This window comes from Mesorhizobium sp. WSM4814 (assembly GCF_055811595.1).
This window is the reverse complement of the sequence record NZ_JBVVQT010000010.1, coordinates 195,919-222,311: the sequence shown is the minus strand read 5'-3', so window position 1 is coordinate 222,311 and position 26,393 is coordinate 195,919. Positions and strand designations below refer to the sequence as shown.

Annotated in this window: 26 protein-coding genes; 11 read left to right on the top strand and 15 right to left on the bottom strand. The window is 64.8% G+C overall.

Annotated features, from left to right (window positions below; all coding sequences use genetic code 11):
- Positions 1-40: 40 nt before the first annotated feature.
- The gene (locus tag AC0L2V_RS17775; RefSeq protein WP_128168674.1) at positions 41-277 is read right to left on the bottom strand and encodes a hypothetical protein; all 237 of its coding nucleotides are present in this window, start codon (positions 275-277) and stop codon (positions 41-43) included.
- A gap of 164 nt (positions 278-441) precedes the next feature.
- Between AC0L2V_RS17775 and gcvA the strand changes: the two genes are divergently transcribed.
- Complete coding sequence (gcvA, locus tag AC0L2V_RS17770; RefSeq protein ID WP_473520730.1) at positions 442-1,377, top strand: transcriptional regulator GcvA; 936 nt, start codon at positions 442-444, stop codon at positions 1,375-1,377.
- A gap of 60 nt (positions 1,378-1,437) precedes the next feature.
- Here gcvA and AC0L2V_RS17765 read toward each other — a convergent pair whose 3' ends face one another.
- The 6 genes from AC0L2V_RS17765 to tsaD all read right to left on the bottom strand — a co-directional run bounded on the left by AC0L2V_RS17765 (position 1,438) and on the right by tsaD (position 5,609).
- The gene (locus AC0L2V_RS17765; protein WP_473520729.1) at positions 1,438-1,860 is read right to left on the bottom strand and encodes a DUF1761 domain-containing protein; all 423 of its coding nucleotides are present in this window, start codon (positions 1,858-1,860) and stop codon (positions 1,438-1,440) included.
- 132 nt (positions 1,861-1,992) lie between these two features.
- Positions 1,993-2,592: a class I SAM-dependent methyltransferase gene (locus AC0L2V_RS17760; protein WP_473520732.1), complete on the bottom strand. Its 600-nt coding sequence runs from the start codon at positions 2,590-2,592 to the stop codon at positions 1,993-1,995.
- A 53-nt stretch (positions 2,593-2,645) separates the two neighbouring features.
- Positions 2,646-3,071, bottom strand: coding sequence for an EVE domain-containing protein (locus AC0L2V_RS17755; protein WP_027154811.1), 426 nt, complete (start codon positions 3,069-3,071; stop codon positions 2,646-2,648).
- A 123-nt stretch (positions 3,072-3,194) separates the two neighbouring features.
- Positions 3,195-3,491, bottom strand: a complete 297-nt coding sequence (locus AC0L2V_RS17750) for a YciI-like protein (protein ID WP_128168672.1) — start codon at positions 3,489-3,491, stop codon at positions 3,195-3,197.
- A gap of 25 nt (positions 3,492-3,516) precedes the next feature.
- Positions 3,517-4,527 carry an NAD(P)H-dependent glycerol-3-phosphate dehydrogenase gene (locus AC0L2V_RS17745; RefSeq protein WP_473520728.1) on the bottom strand — a complete coding sequence of 337 codons (1,011 nt, stop codon included), beginning with the start codon at positions 4,525-4,527 and terminating at the stop codon, positions 3,517-3,519.
- Positions 4,524-5,609 (bottom strand): tRNA (adenosine(37)-N6)-threonylcarbamoyltransferase complex transferase subunit TsaD, encoded by a 1,086-nt coding sequence (gene tsaD, locus AC0L2V_RS17740; protein ID WP_208602488.1) that lies wholly within the window; start codon positions 5,607-5,609, stop codon positions 4,524-4,526. The genes AC0L2V_RS17745 and tsaD overlap by 4 nt, the downstream gene beginning before the upstream one ends.
- 232 nt (positions 5,610-5,841) lie before the next feature.
- Between tsaD and hemC the strand changes: the two genes are divergently transcribed.
- The 6 genes from hemC (at position 5,842) to AC0L2V_RS17710 (ending at position 11,957) form a co-directional block, all read left to right on the top strand.
- On the top strand, positions 5,842-6,768 hold the full coding sequence (gene hemC / locus AC0L2V_RS17735) for a hydroxymethylbilane synthase (protein WP_473520727.1): 927 nt from the start codon (positions 5,842-5,844) through the stop codon (positions 6,766-6,768).
- A 1-nt stretch (position 6,769) separates the two neighbouring features.
- Positions 6,770-7,486 (top strand): uroporphyrinogen-III synthase, encoded by a 717-nt coding sequence (locus AC0L2V_RS17730; RefSeq protein WP_473520726.1) that lies wholly within the window; start codon positions 6,770-6,772, stop codon positions 7,484-7,486.
- Positions 7,487-7,577: 91 nt separating this feature from the next.
- Complete coding sequence (locus AC0L2V_RS17725) at positions 7,578-9,071, top strand: COG4223 family protein (protein ID WP_473520725.1); 1,494 nt, start codon at positions 7,578-7,580, stop codon at positions 9,069-9,071.
- Positions 9,072-9,081: 10 nt separating this feature from the next.
- Positions 9,082-10,683, top strand: a complete 1,602-nt coding sequence (locus AC0L2V_RS17720) for a heme biosynthesis HemY N-terminal domain-containing protein (protein ID WP_473520724.1) — start codon at positions 9,082-9,084, stop codon at positions 10,681-10,683.
- Between the two features lie 64 nt (positions 10,684-10,747).
- Positions 10,748-11,227, top strand: coding sequence for a tellurite resistance TerB family protein (locus tag AC0L2V_RS17715; RefSeq protein WP_287343388.1), 480 nt, complete (start codon positions 10,748-10,750; stop codon positions 11,225-11,227).
- A 13-nt stretch (positions 11,228-11,240) separates the two neighbouring features.
- Positions 11,241-11,957 (top strand): glutamine amidotransferase, encoded by a 717-nt coding sequence (locus AC0L2V_RS17710; RefSeq protein ID WP_077380871.1) that lies wholly within the window; start codon positions 11,241-11,243, stop codon positions 11,955-11,957.
- Between the two features lie 37 nt (positions 11,958-11,994).
- On the opposite strand, the gene AC0L2V_RS17705 is transcribed toward AC0L2V_RS17710, so the two are convergent.
- From AC0L2V_RS17705 to AC0L2V_RS17680, 6 genes are all read right to left on the bottom strand, one after another.
- On the bottom strand, positions 11,995-13,236 hold the full coding sequence (locus AC0L2V_RS17705) for an MFS transporter (RefSeq protein WP_473520723.1): 1,242 nt from the start codon (positions 13,234-13,236) through the stop codon (positions 11,995-11,997).
- 300 nt (positions 13,237-13,536) lie between these two features.
- Positions 13,537-13,998: a Ros/MucR family transcriptional regulator gene (locus AC0L2V_RS17700; protein WP_023800548.1), complete on the bottom strand. Its 462-nt coding sequence runs from the start codon at positions 13,996-13,998 to the stop codon at positions 13,537-13,539.
- A 147-nt stretch (positions 13,999-14,145) separates the two neighbouring features.
- Positions 14,146-14,850 (bottom strand): ROK family protein, encoded by a 705-nt coding sequence (locus AC0L2V_RS17695; RefSeq protein WP_473520722.1) that lies wholly within the window; start codon positions 14,848-14,850, stop codon positions 14,146-14,148.
- Between the two features lie 16 nt (positions 14,851-14,866).
- The gene (gene zwf, locus AC0L2V_RS17690) at positions 14,867-16,243 is read right to left on the bottom strand and encodes a glucose-6-phosphate dehydrogenase (RefSeq protein ID WP_473520721.1); all 1,377 of its coding nucleotides are present in this window, start codon (positions 16,241-16,243) and stop codon (positions 14,867-14,869) included.
- 16 nt (positions 16,244-16,259) lie between these two features.
- Positions 16,260-17,276, bottom strand: coding sequence for a phosphogluconate dehydrogenase (NAD(+)-dependent, decarboxylating) (gnd, locus tag AC0L2V_RS17685; RefSeq protein ID WP_473520720.1), 1,017 nt, complete (start codon positions 17,274-17,276; stop codon positions 16,260-16,262).
- Positions 17,277-17,396: 120 nt separating this feature from the next.
- Positions 17,397-19,793, bottom strand: coding sequence for a glucan 1,4-alpha-glucosidase (locus tag AC0L2V_RS17680; RefSeq protein ID WP_473520719.1), 2,397 nt, complete (start codon positions 19,791-19,793; stop codon positions 17,397-17,399).
- Between the two features lie 200 nt (positions 19,794-19,993).
- Between AC0L2V_RS17680 and AC0L2V_RS17675 the strand changes: the two genes are divergently transcribed.
- From AC0L2V_RS17675 to AC0L2V_RS17660, 4 genes are read left to right on the top strand one after another with little or no spacing between them, the layout of a single operon-like run.
- Positions 19,994-21,007 (top strand): substrate-binding domain-containing protein, encoded by a 1,014-nt coding sequence (locus AC0L2V_RS17675; protein WP_091592281.1) that lies wholly within the window; start codon positions 19,994-19,996, stop codon positions 21,005-21,007.
- 45 nt (positions 21,008-21,052) lie between these two features.
- Positions 21,053-22,522 (top strand): ATP-binding cassette domain-containing protein, encoded by a 1,470-nt coding sequence (locus AC0L2V_RS17670; RefSeq protein WP_473520718.1) that lies wholly within the window; start codon positions 21,053-21,055, stop codon positions 22,520-22,522.
- Position 22,523: 1 nt separating this feature from the next.
- Positions 22,524-23,504, top strand: a complete 981-nt coding sequence (locus AC0L2V_RS17665; protein WP_473520717.1) for an ABC transporter permease — start codon at positions 22,524-22,526, stop codon at positions 23,502-23,504.
- 4 nt (positions 23,505-23,508) lie between these two features.
- Positions 23,509-24,456, top strand: coding sequence for an ABC transporter permease (locus AC0L2V_RS17660; protein WP_473520716.1), 948 nt, complete (start codon positions 23,509-23,511; stop codon positions 24,454-24,456).
- 63 nt (positions 24,457-24,519) lie between these two features.
- Here the strand turns inward: AC0L2V_RS17660 and AC0L2V_RS17655 are convergent, their stop codons facing one another.
- Together AC0L2V_RS17655 and AC0L2V_RS17650 are read right to left on the bottom strand one after the other, a co-directional pair.
- Entirely contained in the window at positions 24,520-26,028 is a 1,509-nt protein-coding gene (locus AC0L2V_RS17655; protein WP_473520715.1) for an aldehyde dehydrogenase family protein, read from the bottom strand.
- 19 nt (positions 26,029-26,047) lie between these two features.
- Positions 26,048-26,392, bottom strand: a complete 345-nt coding sequence (locus AC0L2V_RS17650) for a cupin domain-containing protein (RefSeq protein WP_473520714.1) — start codon at positions 26,390-26,392, stop codon at positions 26,048-26,050.
- Between the last annotated feature and the right edge of the window lies 1 nt (position 26,393).

The following is a 26,393-nucleotide window of genomic DNA, read 5'->3' as shown; positions in this document are numbered from 1 at the left end:
CTACTCCCCTACTCCCCTACTCCCCTACTTCCCTACTCCCCTACGTCCGCGGCCTCTGCCAGCCGATATCGAGCAGACCCAACCGGCCGAGTTCCCGATCCATTGCGCGCGCGACATCCTTGCGCTCGGCGCCGATGTCGCGCAATTGGCGGTCCGAAAGGTCGTCGACGTTCTCGGGCGGGAGGTTGACTGCCATTTTTGCATGGCGGAACCAATCAGACACCGCGCGCAGCCAGGCCGGGCGGACGGTTACAGGACTCAAGACGATGTGAGACATGGTGCAATCCGGCTTCTCCGGACATCAAGTCCGGTTTGATGTTTGTACGATGGTCACATCATGACGGATTGAAATTAAAACGAGAAACGAGTAGTTTTCTCTGTATCTTCAAGTTTTTTTTGAGGATTGAAAATGCTCGACCGGCCTCTCCTCGTCCTATTCTGATGGCGCGCCCGCTGCCTGGAACCCGTGCACTGAGGACGCTGGAAGCAGCCGCCCGGCACCTCAATTTCACCCGCGCCGCGGACGAACTTGGCCTGACCCCGGCCGCGGTCAGCCACCAGATCAAGGAAATCGAGGATCAACTCGGCATCGTGCTGTTCACGCGCACCAGCCGCACCATCCGGCTGACCGAGGCGGGCGCGGTGCTGTTCGAGGCCTCGACCGACGCGCTCGACCTGCTTGGCCGCGCCGTCTCACGGGCGCACAAGCTGGGGCGTGGAACGGCGTTGCTGAAAGTGACACTCGACGCCCAGTTCGCGACAAAATGGCTGATGCGACGCGTCGACGATTTTCGCAAGCAGCGACCGGGCATCGAGCTCCGCTTCGACATTGCCTCTGAATTGCGCGATTTCGACCTGGACGACGTCGATGTCGGCATCCGTTTCGGCGCGGGAAAATATCCGGGACTTTGCACCCACCGGCTGTTCGACAACATCATCATCCCTGTGTGCAGCCCCAGCCTGCTGGCCTCCGGCCCGCCGCTGCGCGAGCCACGCGATCTCTTCCATCACACGCTCGCCCATATCGAGTGGGCGCGACAAGGCGTGACCTGGCCAAACTGGCGGATGTGGATGGCGGCGGCCGGCGTCGACGATTTCGACGACAGCCGGACGATCGTGTTCGGCACCTCGACCGACGCCGTTCAGGCCGCGCTCGACGGCAATGCCGTTGCGCTCGCCGATTTTGCCATGGTGGCGAACGACCTTTCCGAGGGCCGGCTGATCCGGCCCTTCGAACTTGGCATCAAGGTTCCGCCCGACTTCGCCTACTTCCTGGTCTATCCCATCGCATCCGCCAACGACCCCAGGATCGTGGCGTTCAGGGATTGGCTCCTCAACGAAGTTCACAACCCGCAGTCGGAGCCGACGCTTGGATGAGCTTCAGGTCGCCCTGAGTGATCAGCCGGCAGTCGTCGACCTGTTTTCATGGCGGCAGCGTCAGCCCGCGACATCCGCCGCGCCGAACCAGCCGATCACCGCGCCGATGATAAGCAGCACGCCGAGCCAGTGGCCGCAGTCGATGATGGTCAGGTCCCAGCCGAACCCTTGGTAGCGATGATTGACGGATAGCGTCGTGGCGACGAATCCGAACCAGAGAACGAAGCCGAAGACGAGCCCGGCAACGAGGCTCGGTTCGCCACCGGTCATCGCTGCGACGATCAGAGACATGACGAGCGCCATGACAATTTCCGCGACGAAGCTGATGACGAAGGGCAGCGGCGATTTACTCATGGTCGCCGGATCAAGCCTGGTGGCCTTGAGCCACGGCTTGCTCAGGCCCATGTACCAGGCAGCGCCGAACAACCACGCCACCACCGCGGCGACGATCACCGCCAGCCAGTTCACTGCTGAAAAATCCATGATTTCCTCCCCGGAAGCATGTCGCTCAAAAGCATGCCCCCGGGCCCGAGCCGGGGTGCCCAGCGGTTTTGGGACAACGGCATGCGTATTCTCAAAATCGAAGCGTGATGGAACGCCTGTTCGGCGATGCCGTCAAGAAAACCGCCAGACGGTGGTGCGTTTGACCAGCGCGTCTTCCAGCGCCCGGGTTACCGCCACCTCGTAGACGGCGAGCGGCTCCAGTCCAGCTTTCGGCAGATAGGAGCGGCCGGGATCGCCAACGAGGATGTCGGCGCCACGCGCCTTGAGCGTCGCGAGCCATGGCTTCAGCCGGTCGGCGAAGGATTTGTCGTAGAAGACGTCACCGGCCAGGACCACATCCCAGCCCGCATCGGTTCCGATGCAGTCGGTGCCAAGAAACATTATCCCGACGCCATTGGCCTCGGCGTTGAGGCGGATCGCGGTCGCGCAGAACGGGTCGATGTCGGCGGCGATCACCTCTGCCGCGCCGGCCTTCACTGCCGCAATGGCGACAAGGCCGGAACCGGAGGCAAAGTCGAGCACGCGCTTGCCCTGCACATCAGACGGATTGTCGAGGATGTAGCGGGCAAGGCCCTGGCCGCCGGCCCAGGCGAAGGCCCAGAAAGGCGGCGGCAGACCGATTTCGGCCAGTTCGTCCTCTGTCCGCTGCCACAGATCATGCGCCTCGTCGGCCAGATGCAGCAGCATCTCCGGCACATGCGGCGGTGCCATCAGCGCCGTGTTGTCGAGGATGAAGTTTCTCGCGCTGTTTGGCGTCAGCGCCGTCACGGCGCCGGCGTCAGGTCGCCCATGCGGCAGACCTCTTTCCATTCGGCCGGCGTCACCGGCTGCACGGAAAGCCGTCCGAGTCGGACCAGCGCCATCTCGGCAAGCTTGGGGTTGGCCTTGACCTGCTCCAGCGTCACCGGCTTCGGCACATCCTTGACGGCGCGGATATCGACACATTCCCAGCGCGGATCGTCAGTAGTGGTGTCCTGATGGGCCAGCGCGCAGACCTCGACGATGCCGACCACGTCGAGCCCGTCGTTGGAATGGTAGAAGAAGCCGAGATCGCCGATCTGCATCGCCTTCATGTTGTTGCGCGCCGCATAGTTGCGCACGCCGTCCCATTGCGTGCCGGCCTTGCCCTTCGCCTTGAGGTCCTCGAAGGAGAAGACCGAGGGTTCGGATTTGAACAGCCAGTAGTTCATTTTTTGCTCCTCCGCGGCTGGAGATCAGCTGCAGCGCCGCGCGTCTTTCAGACGCGCAAAGGACGCTGTAGCACTTTGATTTTGCGCATGATCCTTTCCGAAAATCGATTCCGATTTTCGGAGTCATGCACTCACTGGCTTGTTGAAGGTCCAATTCCATTGCCGGATTTCGACGCTTTCGAACAGCCCTGCCCTGGCAAAGGGGTCTGCCGCCGATAGCGCTTCTGCCGCCTCCAGATCGGGCGCCTCAACCACGACGAGGCTGCCGTTCGGCTTGCCGTCGGCGTCGAGGAACGGACCGGCGAAGGCCAGCTTGTTATCGCCGTTCAGTCCCTCCAAAAAGGCAACGTGCTCGGGCCGCGTATCGAGCCGCACCTGCAGGCTTCCAGGCTTGTCCTTGCAAATCAGCGCAAACAGCATCTTTCCATCTCCGGATTGTTCAACATTACACGTCGGTTTCGGTCTTCAGCGGCCTTGTCATCAGCGCCGACACAGCCTGGCGGATGGTGATCGTGCCGTCCAGTATGGCGGCGACGGCGGTGATGATCGGCGCGTCGATGTTGCGCTCGGTGGCAATGCGGGCGGCGATCGCCGCCGTCGGCACCCCTTCGGCCAGTGGCAGCCCGGCAAGCGGCTTGCCTTGCCCCAGCGCCAGCCCGTAGGCGAAATTGCGCGACTGGGCGGACGAGCAGGTGAGCAACAGGTCGCCGAGACCGGAAAGTCCCATCAGCGTTTCCGGCCTGGCGCCGAAGGCGGCGCCGATGCGGCGCAATTCGACAAAGCCGCGCGTCACCATGGCGGCCTGGGCGCTGGCGCCGAGCTCGGCGCCGGTGACCGCACCGGCGGCAATGGCGAAGACGTTCTTCAGCGCGCCGCCGATCTCGACGCCGATGAGGTCGTCGCTCGAATAGCAGCGCAAATTCTGCGCCGAAAAGCGCGCGGCCAGGTCGGCCGCCAGACCCTCATTGCTGGCGGCGACCACCACGGCCGTCGGCAGCCCCCTGGCGACGTCAGTGGCGAAGCTCGGCCCGGACAAGGCGGCGACCGGATTTTTAGGCAGGGTCTCTCCAGCGATCGCCGACAGCAATGCGCCGGTGTCGCGCTCGATGCCCTTGGCGCAGAGGACCAGCGGGACGTCTTTCGGCATATGGGCTTTCGCGGTGGCCAGCATGGCGCGCAGCGACTGCGCCGGCGCCACCGCCAGCACGCAGTCGGCGCCGTCGAGCGCAGCCTCGATATCACTCGTTGCCACGATGCCGGCCTGGAGCGCGATGCCAGGCAGATAGCGCGGATTTTCGCCACGGTCGATCGCGGCGACGGTCTCCGGGTCGCGCGCATAGAGGCGGACGAAATGACCGGCGCGCAACATGGCCAGCGCCAGCGCCGTGCCCCAGGCACCGCCGCCGAGCACGGCAACGCGCCAGCCGCTTGGTACCTTGTGCCCGCTACCGCTCATGCCTTGGCTCCGCGCCGGCCCGAGCCGACCATCGGAGCGGAGATGCTGTCCAGCGGCCAGCGCGAACGCGGCACGAAATCAGCGGTGTTTTCACCCGATATGCCGGCGCGCAGCCGCTCGATGCCGGCCCAGGCGATCATCGCCGCATTGTCGGTGCAGAGCTTGAGCGGCGGCGCGACGAAGGCAAAGCCGGCCTTCTCGCACAGGGCTTCGAGTGTGGTCTTGATCGTCCGGTTGGCGGCGACACCGCCTGCAACGACGAGCGCAGGCTTCAGCTCGCTCGGAAACTCCTGGCGGAAACGGTTCAGCGCCCTCGAAACACGGTCATCCAGCGCATCCGCAACCGCCGCCTGGAAGGAGGCGCAGATGTCGGCGACGTCCTGGTCGCTCAAAGGGGCAATGGCCGTCGCTGCCTGGCGCACGGCGGTCTTCAGCCCGGAAAAGGAAAAATCGGGCTGCGCCGAGCCCTTCATCGGTCGCGGGAAGGCGAAGCGCGCGGCGTCGCCGGTCGCCGCCGCCTTCTCGACATTCGGCCCGCCTGGATAGGGCAGGCCGAGCATCTTGGCCGTCTTGTCAAAAGCTTCGCCGAGCGCATCGTCGATGGTCGTCGCCCAGCGCTGGTAGTCGCCAACGCCGCGCACCGCGACGATCTGCGTGTGGCCGCCGGACACCAGCAGCAACAGATAGGGAAAGTCGAGCCCGTCGGTCAGCCGCGCGGTCAGCGCATGGCCTTCGAGGTGGTTGATAGCAATCAGCGGCTTGTTCGCCGCGGCTGCGATCGCCTTGGCCGTCATCAGCCCGACGATCAGACCGCCGACGAGGCCGGGGCCGGCGGTCGCAGCGATCGCGTCGATATCGGCGAGATCGACGCCTGAATCGGCAAGCGCGGCCTCGATGATGCCGTCCAGCGCCTCGACATGGGCGCGCGCGGCGATTTCCGGGACGACGCCGCCGAAGGCGGCATGCTCTTCGATCTGGCTGAGCACGATATCAGACAGGATTTTCGGCGCGCCGCCGCCGTCCAGCGCTACGACGCTGGCGGCGGTCTCGTCACAACTCGTCTCAATGCCCAGAACGCGGATCAATTCGTTGCCATCCCTGGAGATTGTGCAACCAGGCTTTCCCCGTTAGGAGAAAGCCCAAGGTCTGTTGATATTCAGGTGATGCCGGCCTGCAAATGGCGGGTTCCTGCGCTTCCGGTGCTCACGTACTCAAAGTACGCTCCGCTCCGGTTCTCGGAAACCACCATTTTCGGCTCGGCCTGACCTGAATCTCAACAGACCTCTATCTGCCGGTTATCACGGACAGCGCGCCATGCAAACAACCTTGAAAATCGGAACACGCGGCAGCCCGCTGGCGCTGGCGCAGGCGCATGAAACGCAGGCGCGGCTGATGGCCGCTCACGGTATGCCGGTTGAGGCATTCGAGGTGGTCGTCATCTCGACCAGCGGCGATCGCATCCAGGACCGGCCGCTGTCGGAAGCCGGCGGCAAGGGGCTGTTCACCAAGGAAATCGAGGAGGCGCTGCTGGCGCGCCGCATCGACATCGCCGTGCATTCGTCGAAGGACATGCCGACGGCGTTGCCCGACGGGCTGGAACTGTCTGCCTTCCTGCCGCGCGAGGATGCCCGCGACGCCTTCGTCGGCAAGGCGGCCAAAACGATCGCCGGATTGCCGCACGGCGCGAAGGTCGGTTCGTCGTCGCTCCGACGCCAGGCGCTGATCCGGCGGATGCGGCCGGATCTCGACGTGGTGATGTTCCGCGGCAATGTGCAGACGCGGCTGCGCAAGCTCGACGAGGGCGTCGCCGACGGCACCATCCTTGCCTATGCCGGGCTGAAGCGGCTCGGACTCGAAGATGTCGTCACCGACCTGATGCCGCTCGACAGCTTTCCGCCGGCGCCGGGGCAAGGCGCGATCTGCATCGAAAGCCGCATCGGCGATCTCGATGTGGAAAGAATGCTGACGGCAGTCCACGACGTGCCGACCGGGCAGGCGCTGGCCTGCGAACGCGCTTTCCTGGCGGCGCTCGACGGTTCCTGCCGCACGCCGATTGCCGGCCATGCGACGATATCGGCCGAAACGGTGTTCTTCGGCGGGCTGATCATCTCGCCGGACGGCGCGCAATCGCATGAGGTCAAGGCGGAAGGCCCGGCGCAGGATGCCGCGCGCATCGGCGACGAAGCTGCCAGGACCGTGCGGGCCAAGGCCGGCGAAAAATTCTTCGACGGCTGGGCCTGACATGCGTCGCGTCCTGGTGACGAGGCCGGAGCCGGGCGCCTCGCGCACGGCACAGCGGCTCGAGGGCCTGGGTTTTAAGCCGATCCTGCTGCCGCTGACCGAAACGGTGGCGCTGCCGGTTGATCCGGACAGGGTCGCAGCCAATGCCGCGGCCGTTGCCGTCACCAGCGCCAATGCCGTGCGCCATGCGCCGAAAGAAATCAGCACGGCGCTCGCCGGTTTACCTTGCCATGCCGTCGGCAGACGGACAGCGCAGGTCGCCCATGCGGCCGGGTTTCTGTCGGTCAGCGAAGGGCCGGGCGATGCCGAGGCGCTGGCGGATGCGCTTGCCGGCGATTGCGCCGGACAAACCATCGTCTATTTGTGCGGGCGGGTGCGTTATTCGGGTTTCGAGCAGCGGCTGCAGTCGGCAGGCGTTCAGGTTCGCGCCGTCGAGACCTATGACACTGTCGCGCTGGATTATTCCGATGAGGCCGTTCTTGCGCGCTTGTCCGGCCTGCCGGTCGAGGCGGTGCTGCTCTTTTCGGCCAAGGCCGCCACAGCGCTGCAGGCACTGGCTGGGCGGCCGGCGCTGCGTGAGCTTTTTAAAAAGACATGTTTTTTTGCGCTGTCCGGACGTATCGCCGCAGCCTTGGAGACTGTTGCCTCAGAACAGCTCCGCGTCGCGCCGGAGCCCAGCGAGGAGGCGCTGCTGGAGCTTTTGCGGACGTCGCCTTGACCCCGTGTCATCACGCCGCCCCTTTTCACCGCTTGGTGATGTGCTAGACCCTTCCTGAACCATCCCGAAGCGAAATTTGCGGAGCCCAAGCATGGTCAAGACGCCGAAGATGCGGCATTCGAAAAGCCGTCGCGAGCCGGTGACCATCGAGCTCGATCCCGGCGCTGTCTCGCGCGTTGCCGACGAGGATGGCGCCAACGGGCGGACCGACGAGGCGAAGGCTGAGGAGGCGGCAAGCGCGTCGCAGCCGGAAGCGCCTGAAGAACCCGTCCATGCCGACCAGACCGACATCGAGCCGTGGGAACATGCCGAAGCGGCCCCGCCGCCCGGCTCGGAACAGCCGGCAGAGGGCGACGCCAAAGCTCCAGAAGGCGCCAAACCGACTTATCCGGCCGGCTCGGAGGCATCGGCGAAGCGGGCCTTCGACTACAGTTTCGACGACGCATCGGCCAAGGACGCTTCGGCCAAGGCGGGCGCCGCAGACGCGCCGAAGGAAACCCAGGCAGGGACTGAAGACATGGCAGCGCAGCCGAAGCGTGGCGGCATCAACGGCATCGCTGCCGGCATTATCGGCGGCGTCATCGCGCTGGCTGCCGCCGGAGGGCTGCAGTTTGCCGGCCTGCTCGGCGCGCCAGGGGTTGGCGATTTATCCTCGAGCGGCGTGTCGCTCGATGGCGTCAACAGCGAAATCGCTGCGCTGAAGAGCGAGATTGCCGGGCTCAAGGATACAGCCGGCAACAATGACGCCTCGGCCAAGGTGGACGGGCTGTCGTCAGCGCTGGATCAGGTCAAGACGGATGTCGCGGCGCTGAAATCGGCGATCGAGCAGGGCGGCGCAGGCGACACAGCCGGGCTTGCAGCCCTCGGCGACAAGGTCAGGCAGATCGAGACGGCGGTTGCGGCGCTTGGCCAGACCGGCAACACGGCGCCGGTCGATCTCGGACCGCTCAACGAAAAGCTGGCCGGGCTCGACGCGGCGGTGAAATCCGCCGGCGAGACGGCGAAGGCACAGGACGGCCGGCTTGCAGCGCTGGAACAGTCGGTGTCTCAGCTTTCCGGCAAGGTCGAGGCACAGGCCGGGCAGCCCAAGGTTGCGCTCGCCATCGCCGCATCGGCGCTGAAGGCAGCACTCGACCGTGGTGCGCCATTCGCCGCCGAACTCGAAACCTTTGCGGCGATTTCGCCGGATGCTCCAGAGATCGCAGCCTTGCGTCCCTACGCCGAAACGGGCGTTCCGACCCGGGCGGAGATCGCAACCGAAATGCCTGCCGCCGCCAATGCCATGGTCGCTGCCTCCGAGCCCGTCGACCAGAATGCCGGCTTCCTGCAAAACCTGCTGTCGAGCGCGCAATCGCTGGTCAAGGTCAGGCCGATCGGTGCAGTCGAAGGCGCTGGCGCTCCGGAAATCGTCGCTCGCATGGAGGTGGCGGTCGATCAGGGCGATTACGCCAAGGCGCTCAGCGAATACGATATGCTGCCCGAGGCGGTGAAGGCGGCCGGCGCCGATTTTGCCGGCAAACTGAAGGCGCGAATCGAGGTCGAGAAGCAGGTCGACGCGCTGATCGCCAGTGCGATGAAGGCGTGAGGACAACCCGATGATTCGCATTCTGCTTTTCCTCGTCGTGGTTTTCGCGCTCGCGGCGGGTTTCGCCTGGCTGGCCGACCGGCCGGGCGAGATGGTCGTCACCTTCAGCGGCTACCAATACCAGGTCAGCCTGATGGTGGCGGCGGCGGCGATCGTTGCCGTGGTTGCCGCGGTGATGATCGTCTGGTGGCTGCTCAAGGCGCTGTGGAACAGCCCCTACACCATCTCGCGCTATTTCCGCGTGCGCCGTCGCGATCGTGGCTATCAGGCGCTGTCGACCGGCATGATTGCCGCCGGCGCCGGTGACGGGGCGCTCGCCCGCAAGAAGACCAAGGAAGCGGCAAAGCTGATCCGCTCCGATCAGGAGCCGCTGATCCAATTGCTGGAGGCGCAAGCCTCGCTGCTCGAAGGCGACCATGAGGGTGCCCGCGAAAAGTTCGAGACCATGCTCGACGATCCCGAAATGCGGCTGCTCGGCCTGCGCGGGCTTTATCTCGAGGCCGAACGCCTCGGCGACCGCAACGCGGCGCGGCACTACGCCGGCCGCGCCGCGGCGATGGCGCCGCAGTTAGCCTGGGCCGCCGAATCGACGCTGGAAGACCTGACCGGGCGCGGCGACTGGGACGGCGCGCTGAAACTGGTCGAGGCGCAGAAATCGACGCGGCAGATCGAGCGCGATGCCGCCAACCGGCGTCGCGCCGTGCTGCTCACCGCCAAGGCGCAGGCGCTGATCGACAGCGATCCCAATGCCGCCAAAACCGCTGCTCTGGAGGCCAACCGGCTGCGGCCGGATTTCGCGCCGGCGGCGGGGATCGCAGCCAAACTGCTGTTCAGACAGAATGATGTGCGCAAGGGCGCGAAGATCCTCGAAACGGCGTGGAAAGCCGAGCCGCATCCAGAGATCGCCGAGCTTTACACCCACGCCCGGCCAGGCGATGCCGTGCTCGACCGGCTGAACCGGGCGAAGAAGCTGCAGGAGATGAAGAAGAACCACGCCGAATCGTCGCTGGCGGTGGCGCGCGCCGCGCTCGACGCGCAGGACTTTTCAACCGCCCGCAAAGAGACCGAGGCGGCTATTCGCATGGATCGCCGCGAAGGCGCCTATCTGCTTCTGGCCGACATCGAGGAGGCAGAGACCGGCGATCAGGGCAAGGTGCGGCAGCTTTTGTCCAAGGCAGTGCGTGCACCGCGCGATCCGGCCTGGGTCGCCGACGGCGTCGTTTCCGAACGCTGGGCGCCGGTGTCGCCGATCACCGGCAAGCTCGACGCCTTCGAGTGGCGTGCGCCGATGGAGCGGCTCGGCCAACTCATCGACAGTGACGAGGATGCGCCGGACGCCGCGGTGCCGACAATTGCAGCGCCAACGAAGCCGGAAAAGGAAAATGTGATCGAGCTGAACCCCGCTGGTTCGGCCGAAAGACCGACCGCCGTGGCGGCATCGGAAACTGACGAAGACGATGTTGCGCCGGTCACCGCCACGGCGTCTGCCGCAGTGCCGCCGGATGGCGACGCTGCCGAACCGGCGGAGGAAATGGCCCGGCTGCCCGACGATCCCGGCGTCGATCCGGACGACGAAGAGCAAAAATCACCACGCAAGTTTCGATTGTTTTGATTTGGCTGAGCTTGAAAAGTTTGGCTGAGCTTGAAAGTTTTGGCGGATGGGAAGCAGGAATCGCATGTTCGAACGCGTTCTGTCGTTTCTGAAGGACCTGCCGGCAGACGGCCGCGCCCGCAACAACGCCGATGATCCGCGCGTTGCCGCATCCGCCCTTCTCTACCATGTGATGAGTGCCGACGGCGTGCGTCAGGATGCCGAATGGGAGCGGTTCAAGGCGGTGCTGGCGGAAAGCTATTCGATCAGCGGCGACGAGCTCGACGCGCTTGCCGCTGCCGGCGAGCGGGCCGACAATGAGGCGATCGACCTCTACGCCTTCACCAGCGTTTTGAAGCGTCAGCTCGATCCGGACGCGCGAAAAGCCTTCATCGGCCTGATGTGGGAAATCGTCTATGCCGATGGCGAATTGCACGAGCTCGAGGACAATATCGTCTGGCGCGTCGCCGAGCTGATGGATGTCGAACGCCACGACCGCGTCGAGGCACGCCGCAAGGCGGCCGCCGAAGTGCCGGGCGCGGCTGGAACATCGAGCGACGAATAGGCGGGATTTCCCCATGCCACCCACGCCGAGGCCGAGACCAAAAATCCTAATCGTGCTGCATCAGGAGAGTTCGAGCCCCGGGCGCGTCGGCCACATGCTTATCGAAGAAGGCTTCGACCTTGATCTCCGCTGCCCGCCGCTCGGCGACGCCTTGCCGGAAACACTGGACGGTCATGCCGGAACCGTGGTGTTCGGCGGACCGATGAGCGCCAATGATGAGGACGACTTCGTCCGCCGTGAGACCGACTGGCTGAAAATTCCGCTCAGGGAGAACCGGCCGTTGCTCGGCATCTGCCTCGGCGCGCAGATGCTGGTCAACCATCTTGGCGGCAAGGTCGAGGGTCATGGCGAGGGGCTGGTCGAGATCGGCTGGTATCCGCTGACAGCGACCGAGGACGGCAAGAAGCTGATGCGCTGGCCTGAGATGGTCTATCAGTTTCACCGCGAGGGCTTTTCGCTGCCGAAGGACGCGACGCTGCTGGCGACGGCCGAAACCTATCCAAACCAGGCCTTTCGTTATGGCGACAATGCCTGGGGCATCCAGTTCCATGGCGAATTGACAAGGGCGATGATGCAGCGCTGGGTCGTTCGCGGCGCGCATCGCTTCGAGTTGCCCGGCGCGCAGCCCGGTCGCGATCATCTCGGCGGCCGGCTGATCTGGGACATGCATCTCAAGCGCTGGCTCGGCGAATTCCTGCAGACGATCTTCGGCAAGCCGGCGCTGTCCTGATCTGATCTAGTTTTGCCCGGATCAGAGCGCCCTGGGATCAGTTTCGCCCGTTGAGGTGGCGCACCTTGCGCAGCTGCGGGAACAGCACCGCCCACAGCCCGGCGACAACGACTGCGCCGACGCCGCCGATCACCACCGCGGGCACGGTGCCGATCAATGCCGCCATGGTGCCGGCGCGGAATTCGCCGAGTTCGTTGGAGGCGCCGACGAAAACCTGATTGACGGCGTTGACGCGGCCGCGAACCTTGTCCGGCGTCCACAGCTGGATCAGCGTCTCCCTGATGTAGACGCTGAACATGTCGGCGGCGCCGAGCAAGGCGAGCGCTGCGATCGACAGCCAGGTGATGGTGGAAAGGCCGAACAGCACCGTGAAGGCGCCGAACAGCGCGACGAAGCCGAGCATGACCACGCCGGCATGGTTGCGGATCGGATGTCCGGCCAGCCAGATGGCAACGCAGATGGCGCCGATGCCCGGCGCCGAACGCAACAGTCCCAGGCCCCAAGGGCCGAGTTCGAGGATGTCGCGCGCATAGACCGGCAGCAGCGCCGTGGCGCCGGACAAAAGCACGGCGAACAAATCGAGCGAAATGGCGCCGAGCACGATCTTCTCGCTCCAGATATAGCCGAAGCCGGCAAACAGGGTCTGCATCGTCGGCCTGTCGGTCTCGCTGCGCTGGGCAGGCTTGGGGATGGTGAAGACCAGCACCGCGGCGACAAACATCAGAACGGCAGCGGTGCCGTATGCCGCTTGCGCCGAGAGCCCGTAGAGCAGGCCGCCGGCGACCGGTCCGACGATGGTCGCCGTCTGCCAGGCGGACGAATTCCAGGCGATCGCGTTGCCGAAATCCTCCGGCGGCACGAGGTTGGCGAACAGCGACGCCGCGGCCGGTCCGAAGAAGGCGCGCGCGATGCCGAACATGGCGAGCACGCCGAAGATCAATCCCGGTCCGCTAAGACCGCGCAGCGTCAGCAGCAGCAGGGCCAGCGCGCAGATCGCCTCCAGCAGCACCATCAGCGCCATGATCAGGCGGCGGCCGAAACGGTCAGCGACCACCCCGGTGATCAGCACCAGCAGCAGCGAAGGCAGGAACTGGACGATGCCGACAATGCCGAGATCGAACGGATCGCGGGTCAGGTCGTAGACCTGCCAGCCGACGGCGACGGACACGATCTGGGTGGCGAATGTGGCGAGGAAGCGTGCCGCCCAATAGCTCAGGAAGGGTTTGTGCCGGAAGGCGGCATAGCGCCGGTCGGGCGGTGCGTGAGGTTCGGGTGTCATGAATCAGGCCCCGTGGCAAGGAAGTCGGCCGGCGGGGCACTTCCACGAGGGCGCTGGTCCGACCACAGCGCTTTTAACGCAGTTCGGTGCGAGGCGCGCGCAAAAATCGGCTCTGGATCAAGGATTTCCGGCTACCGTGCTAATTGCACAGCGAGGCGGAGGCGGAGGGGTTATTAGGCGCGCAGGTCGAGTTCTCCCCGCGCCCCCTCCGTCCTGCCGGACATCTCCCCCTCAAGGGGGGAGATTGGACGTCGCGGCGGCTTTCGCCAATCTCGAGCGTCAAAGGCGGCTTCGAGCGCGTCAGACCGTGGCCTTTGGCTTCCTGGTCTTCTTGACCGGCGCCGGCGGGGCGGCCTTGCGGCCAAGGCCGATCGCCTTCGCCAACTGCGAGCGCGAGGCTGCATAGGTCGGGGCGACCATCGGATAGTCAGCCGGCAAGCCCCATTTGGCGCGGTAGGCATCCGGCGTCAGTCCGAAATGAACGCCGATATGGCGCTTCAGGGATTTGAACTTCTTGCCGTCTTCGAGGCAGATGATGTAATCCGGCGTCACCGATTTCTTGGGATTGACCGCCGGGATCAGCGGTGCTGCGACCGGAACGGCGGGCTGGCCGAGCCCACCTATCGACGCGCTGACGCTGGCGATGAGATCGCCGAGGCCGGAAGCGGGCAAGCGGTTCTTCTCGACGTAAGCGGACACGATGTGAGCGGTCAGCTCGAGAAGGTCGATGTCCTTGCGGGCTTTGTTGCTGTCGTCGGTCAATCTATTTTCTCCGTTAGTGGGGTCGCAGAATTCCTAGTCGGCAAATCTGCATAACGCAATGACGCAGCACCACGCTACACATTATTTTGAATAACAATACTAACGGCCGGGCCAGATCAACAGGTTTGGCCTCGAACCGCTATAATATCAGACAATCAGGGATTTGTCGCGCCACAGTCGAAATCCCCCTTCGAAGGCGCGTGTGTTGTCGCCACGCTCGCAACCAGCAGGCAATTCGTCGAGTTTGTCGACATTGCCGCCGCCGATGATCACATAGTCGGGCTGAAGGGCGGCGCGCAGCCGCTCGACGACGTCGAAAACGTGTTTGCGCCATTTCTTCTTGCCGCGCTTTTCAAGGCCGCGTTCGCCGACATAGTCCTCGAAGCTGCTGCCCTTCCTGTAGGGAAGATGCGCGAGTTCCATCGGCTGGGCGACGTTGTCGAGGATCATCGCAGCACCGAGTCCGGTTCCGAGACCCAGGAACAGCATGCGCCCGCCTTCATAGCTGCCGACGGCCTGCATCAGCGCGTCGTTGACCAGCTTCACCGGCTTGCCGAACTGCGTTGCGAAGTCAAATCCGACCCAACCCTTGCCGAGATTGGCGGGGTCGGCCAGTGGCCTGTTGTGGTGCACCGGGCCTGGATAACCGATCGAGACGACATCGTAAGGCAAGCCATCGGCGAGCGTCTGCACGACGGCGATCATCTGCTGCGGCGTCAGGCCAGGCCCGGAATCGGCTCTGCGCTCCTCGCCGCCGGCGCTGGTGAGGATCTTGACATGGGAGCCGCCGATATCGATCGCAAGCACGATCTTTTCGCTGTCCGGTGCTTGCTTTTTCGCCGCCTTGGCCATTGCGTCGCCTCCGAGTTCATTTCGCCGGGTTGATCCAGCCGTTCGGCGGTCCGAACCCGGCCATCGCCTCGGCGGGACCCCATGCCCCCGGCTCATAGAGGTGTGGCGGTGTGGTATCGCCGAGCACCGGGCCGACGATCCGCCAGGCAAGCTCGCTGGCATCCTGGCGAGTGAACAACTGGCCGTTGCCGTTGATGGCGTCGCCGATCAGCCGCTCATAGGGCGGCATGTCGCCCTTGCTGTCGTCGAGCGCGGTGAGTTCGACCTGCTCGCCGATCATGTCGTCACCAGCGGCCTTGCGCTGGGCGCCGATCGAGATCGCCACCTGCGGGTCGATGCGGAAACGGACGTGATTCGCATCTCCGGGTTTGATCGGGTCGAAGACGTCAAGCGGCGGCCGCTTCAAACGCACGATGACCTCGGTGGCGTGCACCGGCATGCATTTGCCGGCGCGGATGAAGAAGGGCACGTCGCGCCAGCGCCAGGTGTCGACGAAGAAACGCACCGCCGCAAAGGTCTCGACCGGCGAATTCGGTGCGACGCCCGGCTCGCTGAGATAGCCTTTGAACTGGCCGCGCACGACATCGTCACTGGTCAGCGTCCGGATCGCCCGCAGCACCTGCACCTTCTCGTCGATCAGATCGTCGGCCGAGCGGCCAACGGGCGGCTCCATGGCCAGCAGCAGCAGGATGTTGAGCAGATGGTTCTCGATGACGTCGCGGATGCAGCCGACCTCGTCGTAGAAGCGGCCGCGGCCTTCGACGCCGAAATCCTCGGCCATGGTGATCTGCACGCTCTCGACGAAATTGCGGTTCCAGATCGGCTCGAGAAAGGAGTTGGCGAAGCGGAAATAGAGCAGGTTCTGGATCGCCTCCTTGCCGAGATAATGGTCGATGCGAAAGATCGACTGCTCGTCGAAGACCAGGTGAAGGACCCGGTTCAGCCAGCGCGCCGATTGCAGATCGTGACCGAACGGCTTTTCCACCATCAGGCGCGCGCCCTGGGCCGCGCCCGACTGTTCCAGGCCCTGGATGACCGTCTCGAACATGGTCGGCGGCACCGCCAGATAGTGCAGCGGGTGCTGCGCGGTCCCGAGCGCGCTTTTCAGCTTCTCGAATGTCGCGGCGCTGCGGTAGTCGCCGCTGACATAGCGAAGCAGCGAGGCAAGTTTCGCGAATATCTTCTCGTCGACCTTGCCGATGGCCTTGCCGATGCCGTCGTGGGCCCGCGCTTGCAACTGCTTCAGGTCCCAGGCGTCGAAAGCGACGCCGATCACCGGTTCGGTGAGCGTTCCCTTGGCGACCATGGCGTAAAGTGCCGGGAAGATTTTTTTGTGGGCGAGGTCGCCGGTCGCCCCGAAAAGCACCAGCGTGTCGGACCGTTCCTGGTTCATGAGCGTGCCTTCCCCGTCACGAGCCGGTCTTCGGCTTTTCGACATGGCCGCCAAAGGCATAGCGCATGGCGGACAGCAGCTTGTCGGCGAATTCGGATTCGCCTTGCGAGGCGAACCGGTCGAACAGGGCCGAGGACAGAACCGGCGCCGGCACGCCGGTGTCGATCGCCGCCTTCAGCGTCCAGCGGCCTTCGCCGGAATCCGAAACCCGTCCGCCGAACTGCGTCAGCCCCGAATCGGCCTTCAATACGCCCGCCGTGAGGTCGAGCAGCCAGGAGCCGATGACGCTGCCATGCCGCCAGACCTCGGCTACCTCGGCGATATCGATGTCGAACTGGTAATATTGCGGATTTTCCAATGGACTGGTTTCGGCGTCGGCCGTCCGCTGTCGCTTGCCGGCATTCGCCGACTTCAGGATGTTCATGCCCTCGGCATAGGCGGCCATGACGCCGTATTCGATGCCGTTGTGGACCATCTTGACGAAATGGCCGGCGCCGCTCGGTCCGCAGTGGAGATAGCCGAACGGGGCGGTTCCGGCATCCTTGCCGGGGGCGGGCACCCCGGCATCGGCACCTGGAGCCAGGGTGGCGAAGACCGGGTCGAGATGCTGGACCGCGCTGTCGGGGCCGCCGATCATCAGGCAATAGCCGCGCTCGAGGCCCCAGACGCCGCCGCTGGTGCCGACATCGACATAGTTCAAGCCTTTCAATGCCAGGCGCGCGGCATGGTCGACAGCCTCGTGATAATAGGAATTGCCGCCGTCGACGATGATGTCGCCCGGCTCCATCAGGTCGGCCGCCTGATCGACGATCCGGCTGGTGATCGCCGCCGGCAGCATCAGCCAGGCGCTGCGCGGCTTGGTCAGCTTGCCGACGAAATCCTCCATCGAAGCGGCTCCGATCGCGCCAGCCGACACAAGGGCTTCAACGCTGGCCGGGTTGATGTCGTAGACCACGCATTCATGGCCATCGCGCAGCAGGCGCCGCACCATGTTGGCGCCCATCCTGCCCAGTCCCATCATTCCGATCTGCATGTTTTTCGTCCTGCTTCTTGAGGGATAGAAGATCTACTGGCTCTATTGTTGGAGCATGATCTTTTCCGAAAACCGGTTTCCACTTTTCGCTAACGCGGACCTTCGGTTCGGGATCATGCTCTAGTCCGGCTTGTCGATACCGACGGAAAAGTCGACATTCTCCCAACGGCCGGCATCGGGCCAGAAAAAAGTAAAGACGATCCTATTGCCCGGCGGGACATCGGCAACGGGCAGGTCCGTGAGATGGATGCCGAAGGCGTTCTCGATCGTCGCGGCGTCATGGATGGTTGCCCAATTATCGTTGCTCCAATGGACCACCGCCCGCGTCAGCAGTTCGACGCGCAGCAGCTTGCCGGCGTGCATGGCGCGGAGCTTGTGATTGAAGCGCCATGTCCGGCGCGGCGTCACGGTCCTGTCCTCGATGTAGCGTTTCACGCCTTGCGGCGGCATGTCGAAGACGGCGCCGTCTTTGAGCGAGCGCAGCAGCTTGATATGCTCCGAATGCGCCCAGACCAGCGGCATGGCGCTGCCCGATGGTCGGCCGTGCCGCAGTTCGTGTTCGGCGATGTCGGGACCGTCCCAGACCTGCTCCGGCAACAGGCCGCCAGACCCGGCAGAATCCTCCAGGGTCTTTAACAGGCTCGCTGCCTTGTCCTTGCGGTTCGCCGCCAGTTCGTAATGGGCGCGTTCGCCGACCAGCAGCGGCCAGGGCCGGCCCTGGCCGGACCCGTCGAAGGGCGCGCCGTCGGCGTGCTCGCCATAGCCGTCGCTGGTATAGCGATACCAGACGGGCCCCTGCGGCAGGTCGCAGCGCAGCCGCGCATCGATGACCCTGACCGTGTCGACGATGCGCGGATCGTCGGCGGCCCTGAGGCCGAAGCGGACGAGCGCCAGCGCATCCGGGCTGACGATCGCCTCGGCCGGCCGGTCGCTATCGCCCGGCGGCCGGTTCTTGATCGGCACATAGCCGTCCTTCGGCGACGCCGCGCCGGCGGTGTCGGGCGGCGCGATGCGGACGTAATAGCCCTCGACGCCGACCTCTTCGCCGAGTGGAGTGCCGGTGACATAGGTCCAGCGCTCGATCTGGTCGTTCCAGACATCGGCGGTTTCCCGCAGATAATTTGCCGGCTCTGCTTTGCCGCAAGTTTCGAACAGGTCGGCCGCGGCCAGCAGGGCGGCGATCTCGACGGCCAGCGTGAACGGGCTGTAGCCGGCATCCTCTTCCCAGCGGTCTTCGCCGGTGACCGGACCGTTGCGCACGACGTAGGAAGCGGCGCGCTCGATCATCGGCCTGAAGGAGCGCAATGCTGCGTCTGCCAGATGCCCAGCCCGGCGCAGCGCGTCTGCGAGCAGCAGCGGAAACGCGCATTCGTCCATCTGGATGCCCGACCAATAGGCAGATCCGTCGAGCCAGGCGTTCTGCGGCCAATGCCCATCCGGCTGCTGGATCGAACGGAGATAGGCGAGGATCTCAAGCGCTTGCGCCGGATCGCCGGCGGCGAGAAAGCCGCCCGCGGTTTCGACCAGATCGCGCGGCCAGACCAGATGATAGCCGCCGATATCGTCGTCGCCCTTGCTGAAGCCCCACGGGATCGACAGGCTGGCGACGGCCGCGCCGGTGGATGAGCGATGCGTTGCCAGAACCGCCGTGCTGACACGATAGGTGTTGATCCCCGCTACCTGCCGGTCCAGCGGCAGCAAGCCAGCCTGCCATTTGCGCCATTTTTCGATAAAGGATTTGGCCGCGGGCGCAAAACCTCGCTTCAGGCTGGCCGAGGCATTTTCCGCCGCCTCTTGCGGCGTCGTTCCGAAACCCAGTGCCAGCAGCGCCTTCGGGTCCGCGGCCGAGAAGCGGATCTCGCCGGTCAGCGCGACATTGCCGTCCTCGGCCCTGCGGCAAGCCGGGTCGAGTCGTCCGTCACGACGGAGTTGCTGCCAGCCGTCGGAGACACCGACATAGCCGGCCGAGCATGCTCCCCAGGGCAGCGACGAAGCGAGCGCCAGGCAAACGCCACGTCCCGATGCAAACAGGACAGGCCTCCCCTCGTAGTCGCCGACCCAGGCGGTGTTGGCCATGCCGGCGTTGACCAGATGCGGCGCCAGCAACGCGTAGACGCGGTGATCGGCGTATGTGCCGCTCAGCGGCGTGAAGCTGATTTCCTGCAGCAAAACAGGATGTTCCGGATCCGTAACGATGCGCTTTTCGATCCGGTAGGTGGCGGCGGTGTTGACCAGCCTGTAGGCGGGCACCCCATCCTCGAACGGCTCGAGGCGGTGCACGGCATCGCGCTTTTCTTCCGAGAAATAGAAGCCGGGGCCGGTGACGACCAGTCCCATGTCTCGCGTGCAGGCGCTGTCGAGGCGGGGATAATAGACCTCGTTGAGGATGCCGTGGCTGATCGTGAACCAGACAGGGCAGGCCGGCGAAAGCGCGGTTCCGACGCCGCTCTTGGTGCTCGACGTCCAGCGCGCCGGAATTCCGGGTGCGCCCAGCGTATCAGTCGGCGTCGCTGCCATCTTGATTTTGGTCTCCTGCCCATCCCTAAACCAGGAGCCGAAGCCTTTTCAATCATTGCACCGCAAGTTGATCGTCAAACCTTCATCGATCGCTGTTGACAAGTGCGCCCATCTAAATTTGTCTGACAATATTGAAACGAGGGTCGTCATAACAGCCGCCAGCAGCCAACAACGACCAGCAATCCATGGGAGGATAACAGATGAAGAAGATACTCGTCTTGAGTGCGCTTGCGGCGATGCTCGCGTCAGGCGCCGCGTTTGCCGACACCAGCGACAAGAAGATCGCCTTTTCCAACAATTATGCCGGCAATTCGTGGCGACAGGCGATGCTCGACAGCTATGCCATCGTCACCAAGAAGGCGGTCGCCGACGGGGTGGTCGCTGCCGCGGACATCTTCACGACGGCCGACAAGGAAGTGCCGACCCAGGCAGCCCAGGTGCAGAACCTGATCCTGCAAGGCTATGACGCCATCGTCATCAACGCCGCCTCGCCGGACGCGCTCAACGGCGCCGTCAAGCAGGCCTGCGATGCCGGCATCGTCGTCGTCTCCTTCGACGGCATCGTCACCGAGCCCTGCGCCTACCGCGTCGTCGTCGACTTCAAGGACATGGGCAGGCAGGAAGTCGAGCAGATGGCCAAGTTCCATCCCGAGGGCGGCAATCTGCTGGAAATCCGCGGCCTTGCCGGCACGTCGATCGACGACGCCATCCACGCCGGGATTCTGGAGGGCGTCGCCGCCCATCCCGAGTTCAAGATCGTCGGTTCGGTGACAGGCGACTGGGACCAGACCACAGCGCAGAAGGCGGTCGCGACGATCCTGCCGTCGCTGCCGGAAATCGTCGGCGTCGTCGATCAGGGCGGCGACGGCTATGGCGCGGCACAAGCCTTCGCCGCCGCCGGCAAACCGCGCCCGACCATCATCATGGGCAACCGCCAGGACGAATTGCAGTGGTGGAAGGAACAGAAGGACAAGGATGGCTACCAGACCTGGTCGGCGTCGATTGCGCCGGGCGTGTCGTCGCTGGCCTTCTGGGTGGCGCAGCAGGTGCTCGACGGCCGCACCGATGTGCCGCATGACCTGTTGGTGCCATACCTCGCCTTCACCCAGGATAATTTCGAGGCCGAGCTGCCGAACATCCCCAAGGGCGGCGTCGCCAGCCACGAATACACCCAGGAAGACGCCATCGCGGCGATCAAAGCCAACATCAAGTGAGCGTGGCACGTTGCCAGCTGCGTCGCCAACCGGATATCGCCAGGGATGCCTAGGGGTGACGCGGATATTGTCAGGCTGGACGGAGCCGAAAAACATTTCGGCGCCGTTCGGGCGCTCGCCGGGGTGGATTTCCACGTCGGCGCCGGCGAATGCGTCGGTCTCGTCGGCCACAATGGCGCGGGCAAGTCGACGCTCATGCATATGGTGGCGGGCACGCTCGTGCCCGACAGCGGTCGGATCGCGGTGCGTGGCGGCATCGAGGATAACTATTCGGTGCCGCGCGCCCAACAACTCGGCATACGCTGCGTATTCCAGGAACTGTCGCTGTGCCCGAACCTCAGCGTTGCCGAGAACACGCGAATCAACCACCCGGCGCTGCGCGGCTTTGGTTGGCGGCGCAAGGCGGCCGATCTGATCGCGGCCAAGCTCGACGAAATATTCCCGGGCCACAGCATCTCCGCCGCCGATATTGCCAGCGACCTTTCCATCGGCAGGCGGCAGATGGTCGAGGTGGCGCGCGCCTTCACGGTGACGCAGGATCCGCTCGAGCTGGTCATCCTCGACGAGCCGACATCCTCGCTCGACGCGCACACGGCCGGCCAGTTGCTGGGTTTCGTCCGGCGCTTTGTCGCCGAGGGCAAGAGCTGCATTCTGATCTCGCATGTTCTGGGCGAGGTGCTCGGGAATGCCGACCGCATCGTGGTGATGCGCGACGGCAAGGTCGTCGCGTCGGATGCGGCTAAGGCTTTCGATCGCGGCAGGCTGGTGACGACCATGGGCGGAGCGGCAGCGCGTGAGAAGATCGCGGCCGAAATCGCGACCCAAAAGCCGGAGACCGGCCCGTTGCGGGTCCAGGCCCGCCCGGCGCGGCAACAGGACGGCAACGAACTTGTGGCGCATGCCGGCGAGATCATCGGCCTTGCCGGGCTTGCCGGTCATGGCCAAACCGATCTGCTGCTGGCGATTTTCGCAGCCGCGGCGCGCACCAAAACCGGCATCGAGGTCACCGCGCCGGTGGCGCTGGTGGCCGGCGACCGCCAGTCTGACGGGATCTTTCCGCAATGGTCGATTGCGCAAAACATCGGCATCCGCTCGCTGGCGCGATTGCGCAACGGCCTGCTGATCTCGCCGCGGCGCGAAGCCGAGCTCGCCGACTTCTGGCAAAAGAAAATCGGCATCCGCACCCCCGACATGAACAACAACATCTTCTCGCTGTCCGGCGGCAACCAGCAGAAGGCCCTGTTTGCCCGGGCGCTCGGTTCCGACGCCAAGATCGTGCTGATGGACGACCCGATGCGCGGCGTCGACATCGGCACCAAGCTCGAGGTCTACGACCTCGTGCGCGAAGAGGCTGGCCGCGGCCGCACCTTCCTCTGGTACACCACGGAAACCGAAGAGCTCGACAATTGCCACCACGTCTATGTCTTCAAGAACGGCCGGATCGTCGCCAAGCTTGGTCGCGACGAGCTGACCGAGGAAAAGATCATCCAGTCCTCGTTCGGCGACGCGGCCTGAGATGACGGCAGCACCCGTCGAGAGCGGTCCCAAGAGTTCTTCCGAGCGAAGCGCGCTGGCGCGGGCGCGCCTGCTGCGCGGGCTGCTGCCTGCGATGTCGCTGGTGCTGGTGCTGCTGGCGATCGCCTGGCTCAACCCGCGCGCCATCAGTTATTTCGGCTTCAGCCTGATGCTCAATTTGGCGGTCCCGATCGCCCTGGCGACGATCGCGCAGATGTTCGTCATCGCCGGCAACGAGCTGGACCTGTCGATCGGCACCTTCGTCGGTTTCGTCGGCTGCGTCACGGCGACGTGGCTGAAGGACGCGCCGCTGGTCGGTGTCTTGATCCTGCTCGGGTCGATCGGCGTCTATGCGCTGCTCGGCGCGCTGATCCATCTGCGCAACCTGCCTTCAATCGTGGTGACGCTCGGCATGAGTTTTGTCTGGCAGGGTCTGGCCATCCTCATCCTGCCGAAGCCCGGCGGCAAGGCGCCGGACTGGCTGCTGTCGCTCATGGCCTTCAAGCCGCCCTTCGTTCCCTTCCCGATCATTGCGGCGCTGCTAATTGCCGCGGTCGTCCATTTCGGGCTGATGCGCACCTCGTATGGTGTGATCCTGCGCGGCTCCGGCGGCAATGCCGCGGCCCTCAGCCGTGCCGGCTGGTCGCTGCTCAAGACCAAGATCGTGCTGTTCGCATTGACCGGTCTGTTCGGCGTTTTATCCGGCATGGCGCTGATTGGCATCACCACCTCGGCCGATGCCAATATCGGCAATGGCTACACGCTGCTGTCGATCGCCGGCGTCATCCTCGGTGGCGGCGAATTCGTCGGCGGCCGGGTATCGCCGATCGGCGCGGTGATCGGCGCGCTGACGCTGGCGCTCGCCGCGTCGCCGCTGCTGACCTTCATGCACATCCCGCCCGATTGGCAGGTGGCCGCCAACGGCGCCATCCTCATAATCGTGCTGGCGGCCCGGGTTCTGATCAGCCGCAAAGAGAGGTGAGGGGATGGCATCGTTGCGATTGCTGCTCGCCAAACCCTGGATCTGGTCGTTCATCGGCGCGCTGCTGGTGTGGCTGGCGACGGTCACCTTCACCGGCGGATATGGCGGCGGCGGCATGATCACGGCGGCACTTTCGCTCGCCGTCTTCACCGTCATCGTCGGTGTCGGCCAGATGTTCGTGATCACGCTCGGTCCCGGCAATGTCGACCTGTCGCTGCCCGCCAATATCGGCCTCGCCAGCGCCGTCGCCATGAAGGTGATGGACGGCAATGATTCAATGATCGCGGTCGGGCTGCTGGCGGCGCTGGCCTGCGGCATGGCGATCGGCGCCGCCAATTATCTGTTGATCTGGGCGCTGCGCATTCCACCGATCATCGCCACACTGTCGGCGAGCTTCATCATCCAGTCGATCGACATCAGCTATGGCCGCGGCTTGCAGATCAAGCCGCCGCCGGGCTTTACCAGTTTCACCAACTGGCAGATTCTTGGCATTCCGGTGCTGGCGATCCTCACCGTGCTGTTCTCCATCGGCGCTGCGATCGCGCTGCAGCGCATGATCTATGGCCGTTCGGTGCTGGCGATCGGCCAGAACATCCGCGCGGCGTGGCTGGCCGGCGTCAATGTCGGCCGCATCCGCTTTCTTACCTACACGCTGTCGGGCGCGCTCGGCGGCCTCGACGGGGCGCTGCTCGCCGGCTATTTCCGCGGCGCCAATGTCGATATCGGCAACGAATACCTGCTGGCCTCGATCGCCGTCGTCGTCATCGGCGGCACGTCGGTAGCCGGCGGCAAGGCCAATGTGCCGGGTGTATGGGGCGCGGCCCTGTTCCTGGTGCTGCTTTTGACCATGCTCAACACGTTCGGCGTCAGCGCCGGCGTCCGTCTGTTGCTGACCGGGCTAATCATCGTCGGCGTCATCACTGCCGCCGGCGGGCAGAAAGCGCTGCGCTAGCAAGCGGCGGCTCTTGGCTGCGCTAGCAAGCGGCGGCTCTTGGCGGCGCTGACCTGTGTCATCTCATACGTGCTTGCGCCCGCCAGATTCGCGGAACCAGCTGTCGGGATAGGGATACCACCAGTCCTGGATCGCTGGCCTGTGGTCGATGATCACCATCTTCGAGCGGCGGAAGGCATCCAGCCCCTGGCGTCCAAGCTCGCGTCCGAGGCCCGACTTCTTCCAGCCGCCGAACGGCAGCGCGTCATTGTCGATCAGCGGATTGTTGACCCAGACCATGCCGGCCTCGAGCCGCTCCGCAGCCTCATGCGCCTCGGCAAGATCGGTGGTGAACACCGAGGCGCCGAGCCCGAACGGGCTGTCATTGGCAAGTTCTATCGCCTCGTCGAAATCCTTGACCCGGCAGATCGCGGCGACTGGCCCGAAACATTCTTCGCGCACGATCGCCATGTCGGGGGTGACGCCGGTCAGGATCGTCGGCTCGTAGAACCAGCCGACATTGTGCGCCGGCGGAATACGCCCGCCGGTGATCGCCTTGGCACCATTGCGCACGGCATCGTCGACCAGCCGCATGACTTTTACCCGTGCCGCCTCACTGACCAGCGGCCCGATCTCGGTCTTGTCGAGGCCGTTGCCGATGCGCAGCGCCCGTGTCTTCTGCGCAAACAGCTCGACAAAGCGGTCATGAACGGCATCGACGACGAAAAAGCGTTCGGCCGAAGTGCAGACCTGGCCGGTGAGATGGAACGCGGCGGTGACGCTGCCGGCGGCCGCGACGTCGAGCGGGGCGTGTCGGCTGATGATCAGCGGATCGCTGCCGCCGGCCTCGATGACGCATGGCTTCATGCGCTCGGCGCAAGCGACGGCGACAGCCTTGCCGGCGGCGACCGAACCGGTGAAGGCAACCGCATGGGTGCGATCGGAGGCGATCAAAGCCTGCGCCGTGGCCGCCGCGCCGGGCAGGCAGGAAACCAGGCCCTCCGGCAGTGAGCGGAACACGGTCATGTAATCCAGCGTCGACAGTGTCGTCGCTTCGGCCGGCTTGATGACGCAGGCATTGCCGGCGGCAAGCGAGGCGGCAACGGTCCAGCACATCAACAGGATCGGGAAATTGTAGGGCATGATGTGCACAGACGTGCCGTAGGGCTCGTAGCGCGCATACTGGAACGAACCCGCCTGCGTCGTGCCGGCGATCTTGCCGGCATCGTCGCGCGCCATTTCGGCGTAGTAGCGGAAGATCGGCGCGCAATTGGCGATCTCGCCGATTGCTTCCGGATAGGGCTTGCCCATCTCGCGCACCACCAGCTCGGCGCAGCAGGTGAAGTCGGCCGCCTCGATGGCGTTGGCGACTGCATGCAGATGCCTGGCGCGGCTCTTGGCGTCGAGCTTTTTCCAGGCAGCTTGCGCCCTGGCCGCAGCAGTGAGCACGGCGTCGATCTCGCCGTCGGTTGCAGTCGCGATGGCGCCGACGGTTTCCAGTGTCGCCGGATCGATCACCGGTTTTGCCGCGCCGGTCATCGGCCGATAATCCGGATTGACGAAGAAGGCCGGCCGGTCAGGTGAGAAGTCCATGGTCGTCCTTTCAAGTCGCTCAGCGGATCATGTAGACCTTCTTGATGGTCTCGTGGACGGTGCAGACGCCCTTCCAGTCCTGCGGAAAGAGCGCCGCGGTGTCGGGTTCGATCTCGATCACCTCGCCGGATTCGTGGACATAGGTGCAGCGGCCCTCTAGGAAATGGCAGAATTCGTCGCGGGTGACGTGGCAGTGCCATTTGCCTGGGGTGCAGACCCACAGCCCGCATTCGGAGCGGCCTTCCGGCCCCTTGTGCAGCAATTTGCCGGAGGTGCGGGATTCGCCCTCGATCATGGTGGGGATGATGCCCCAGTCGACGAGGTCGGTGAGGGCAAGCGGCGATTTCATGATTGGGGTCGGCATG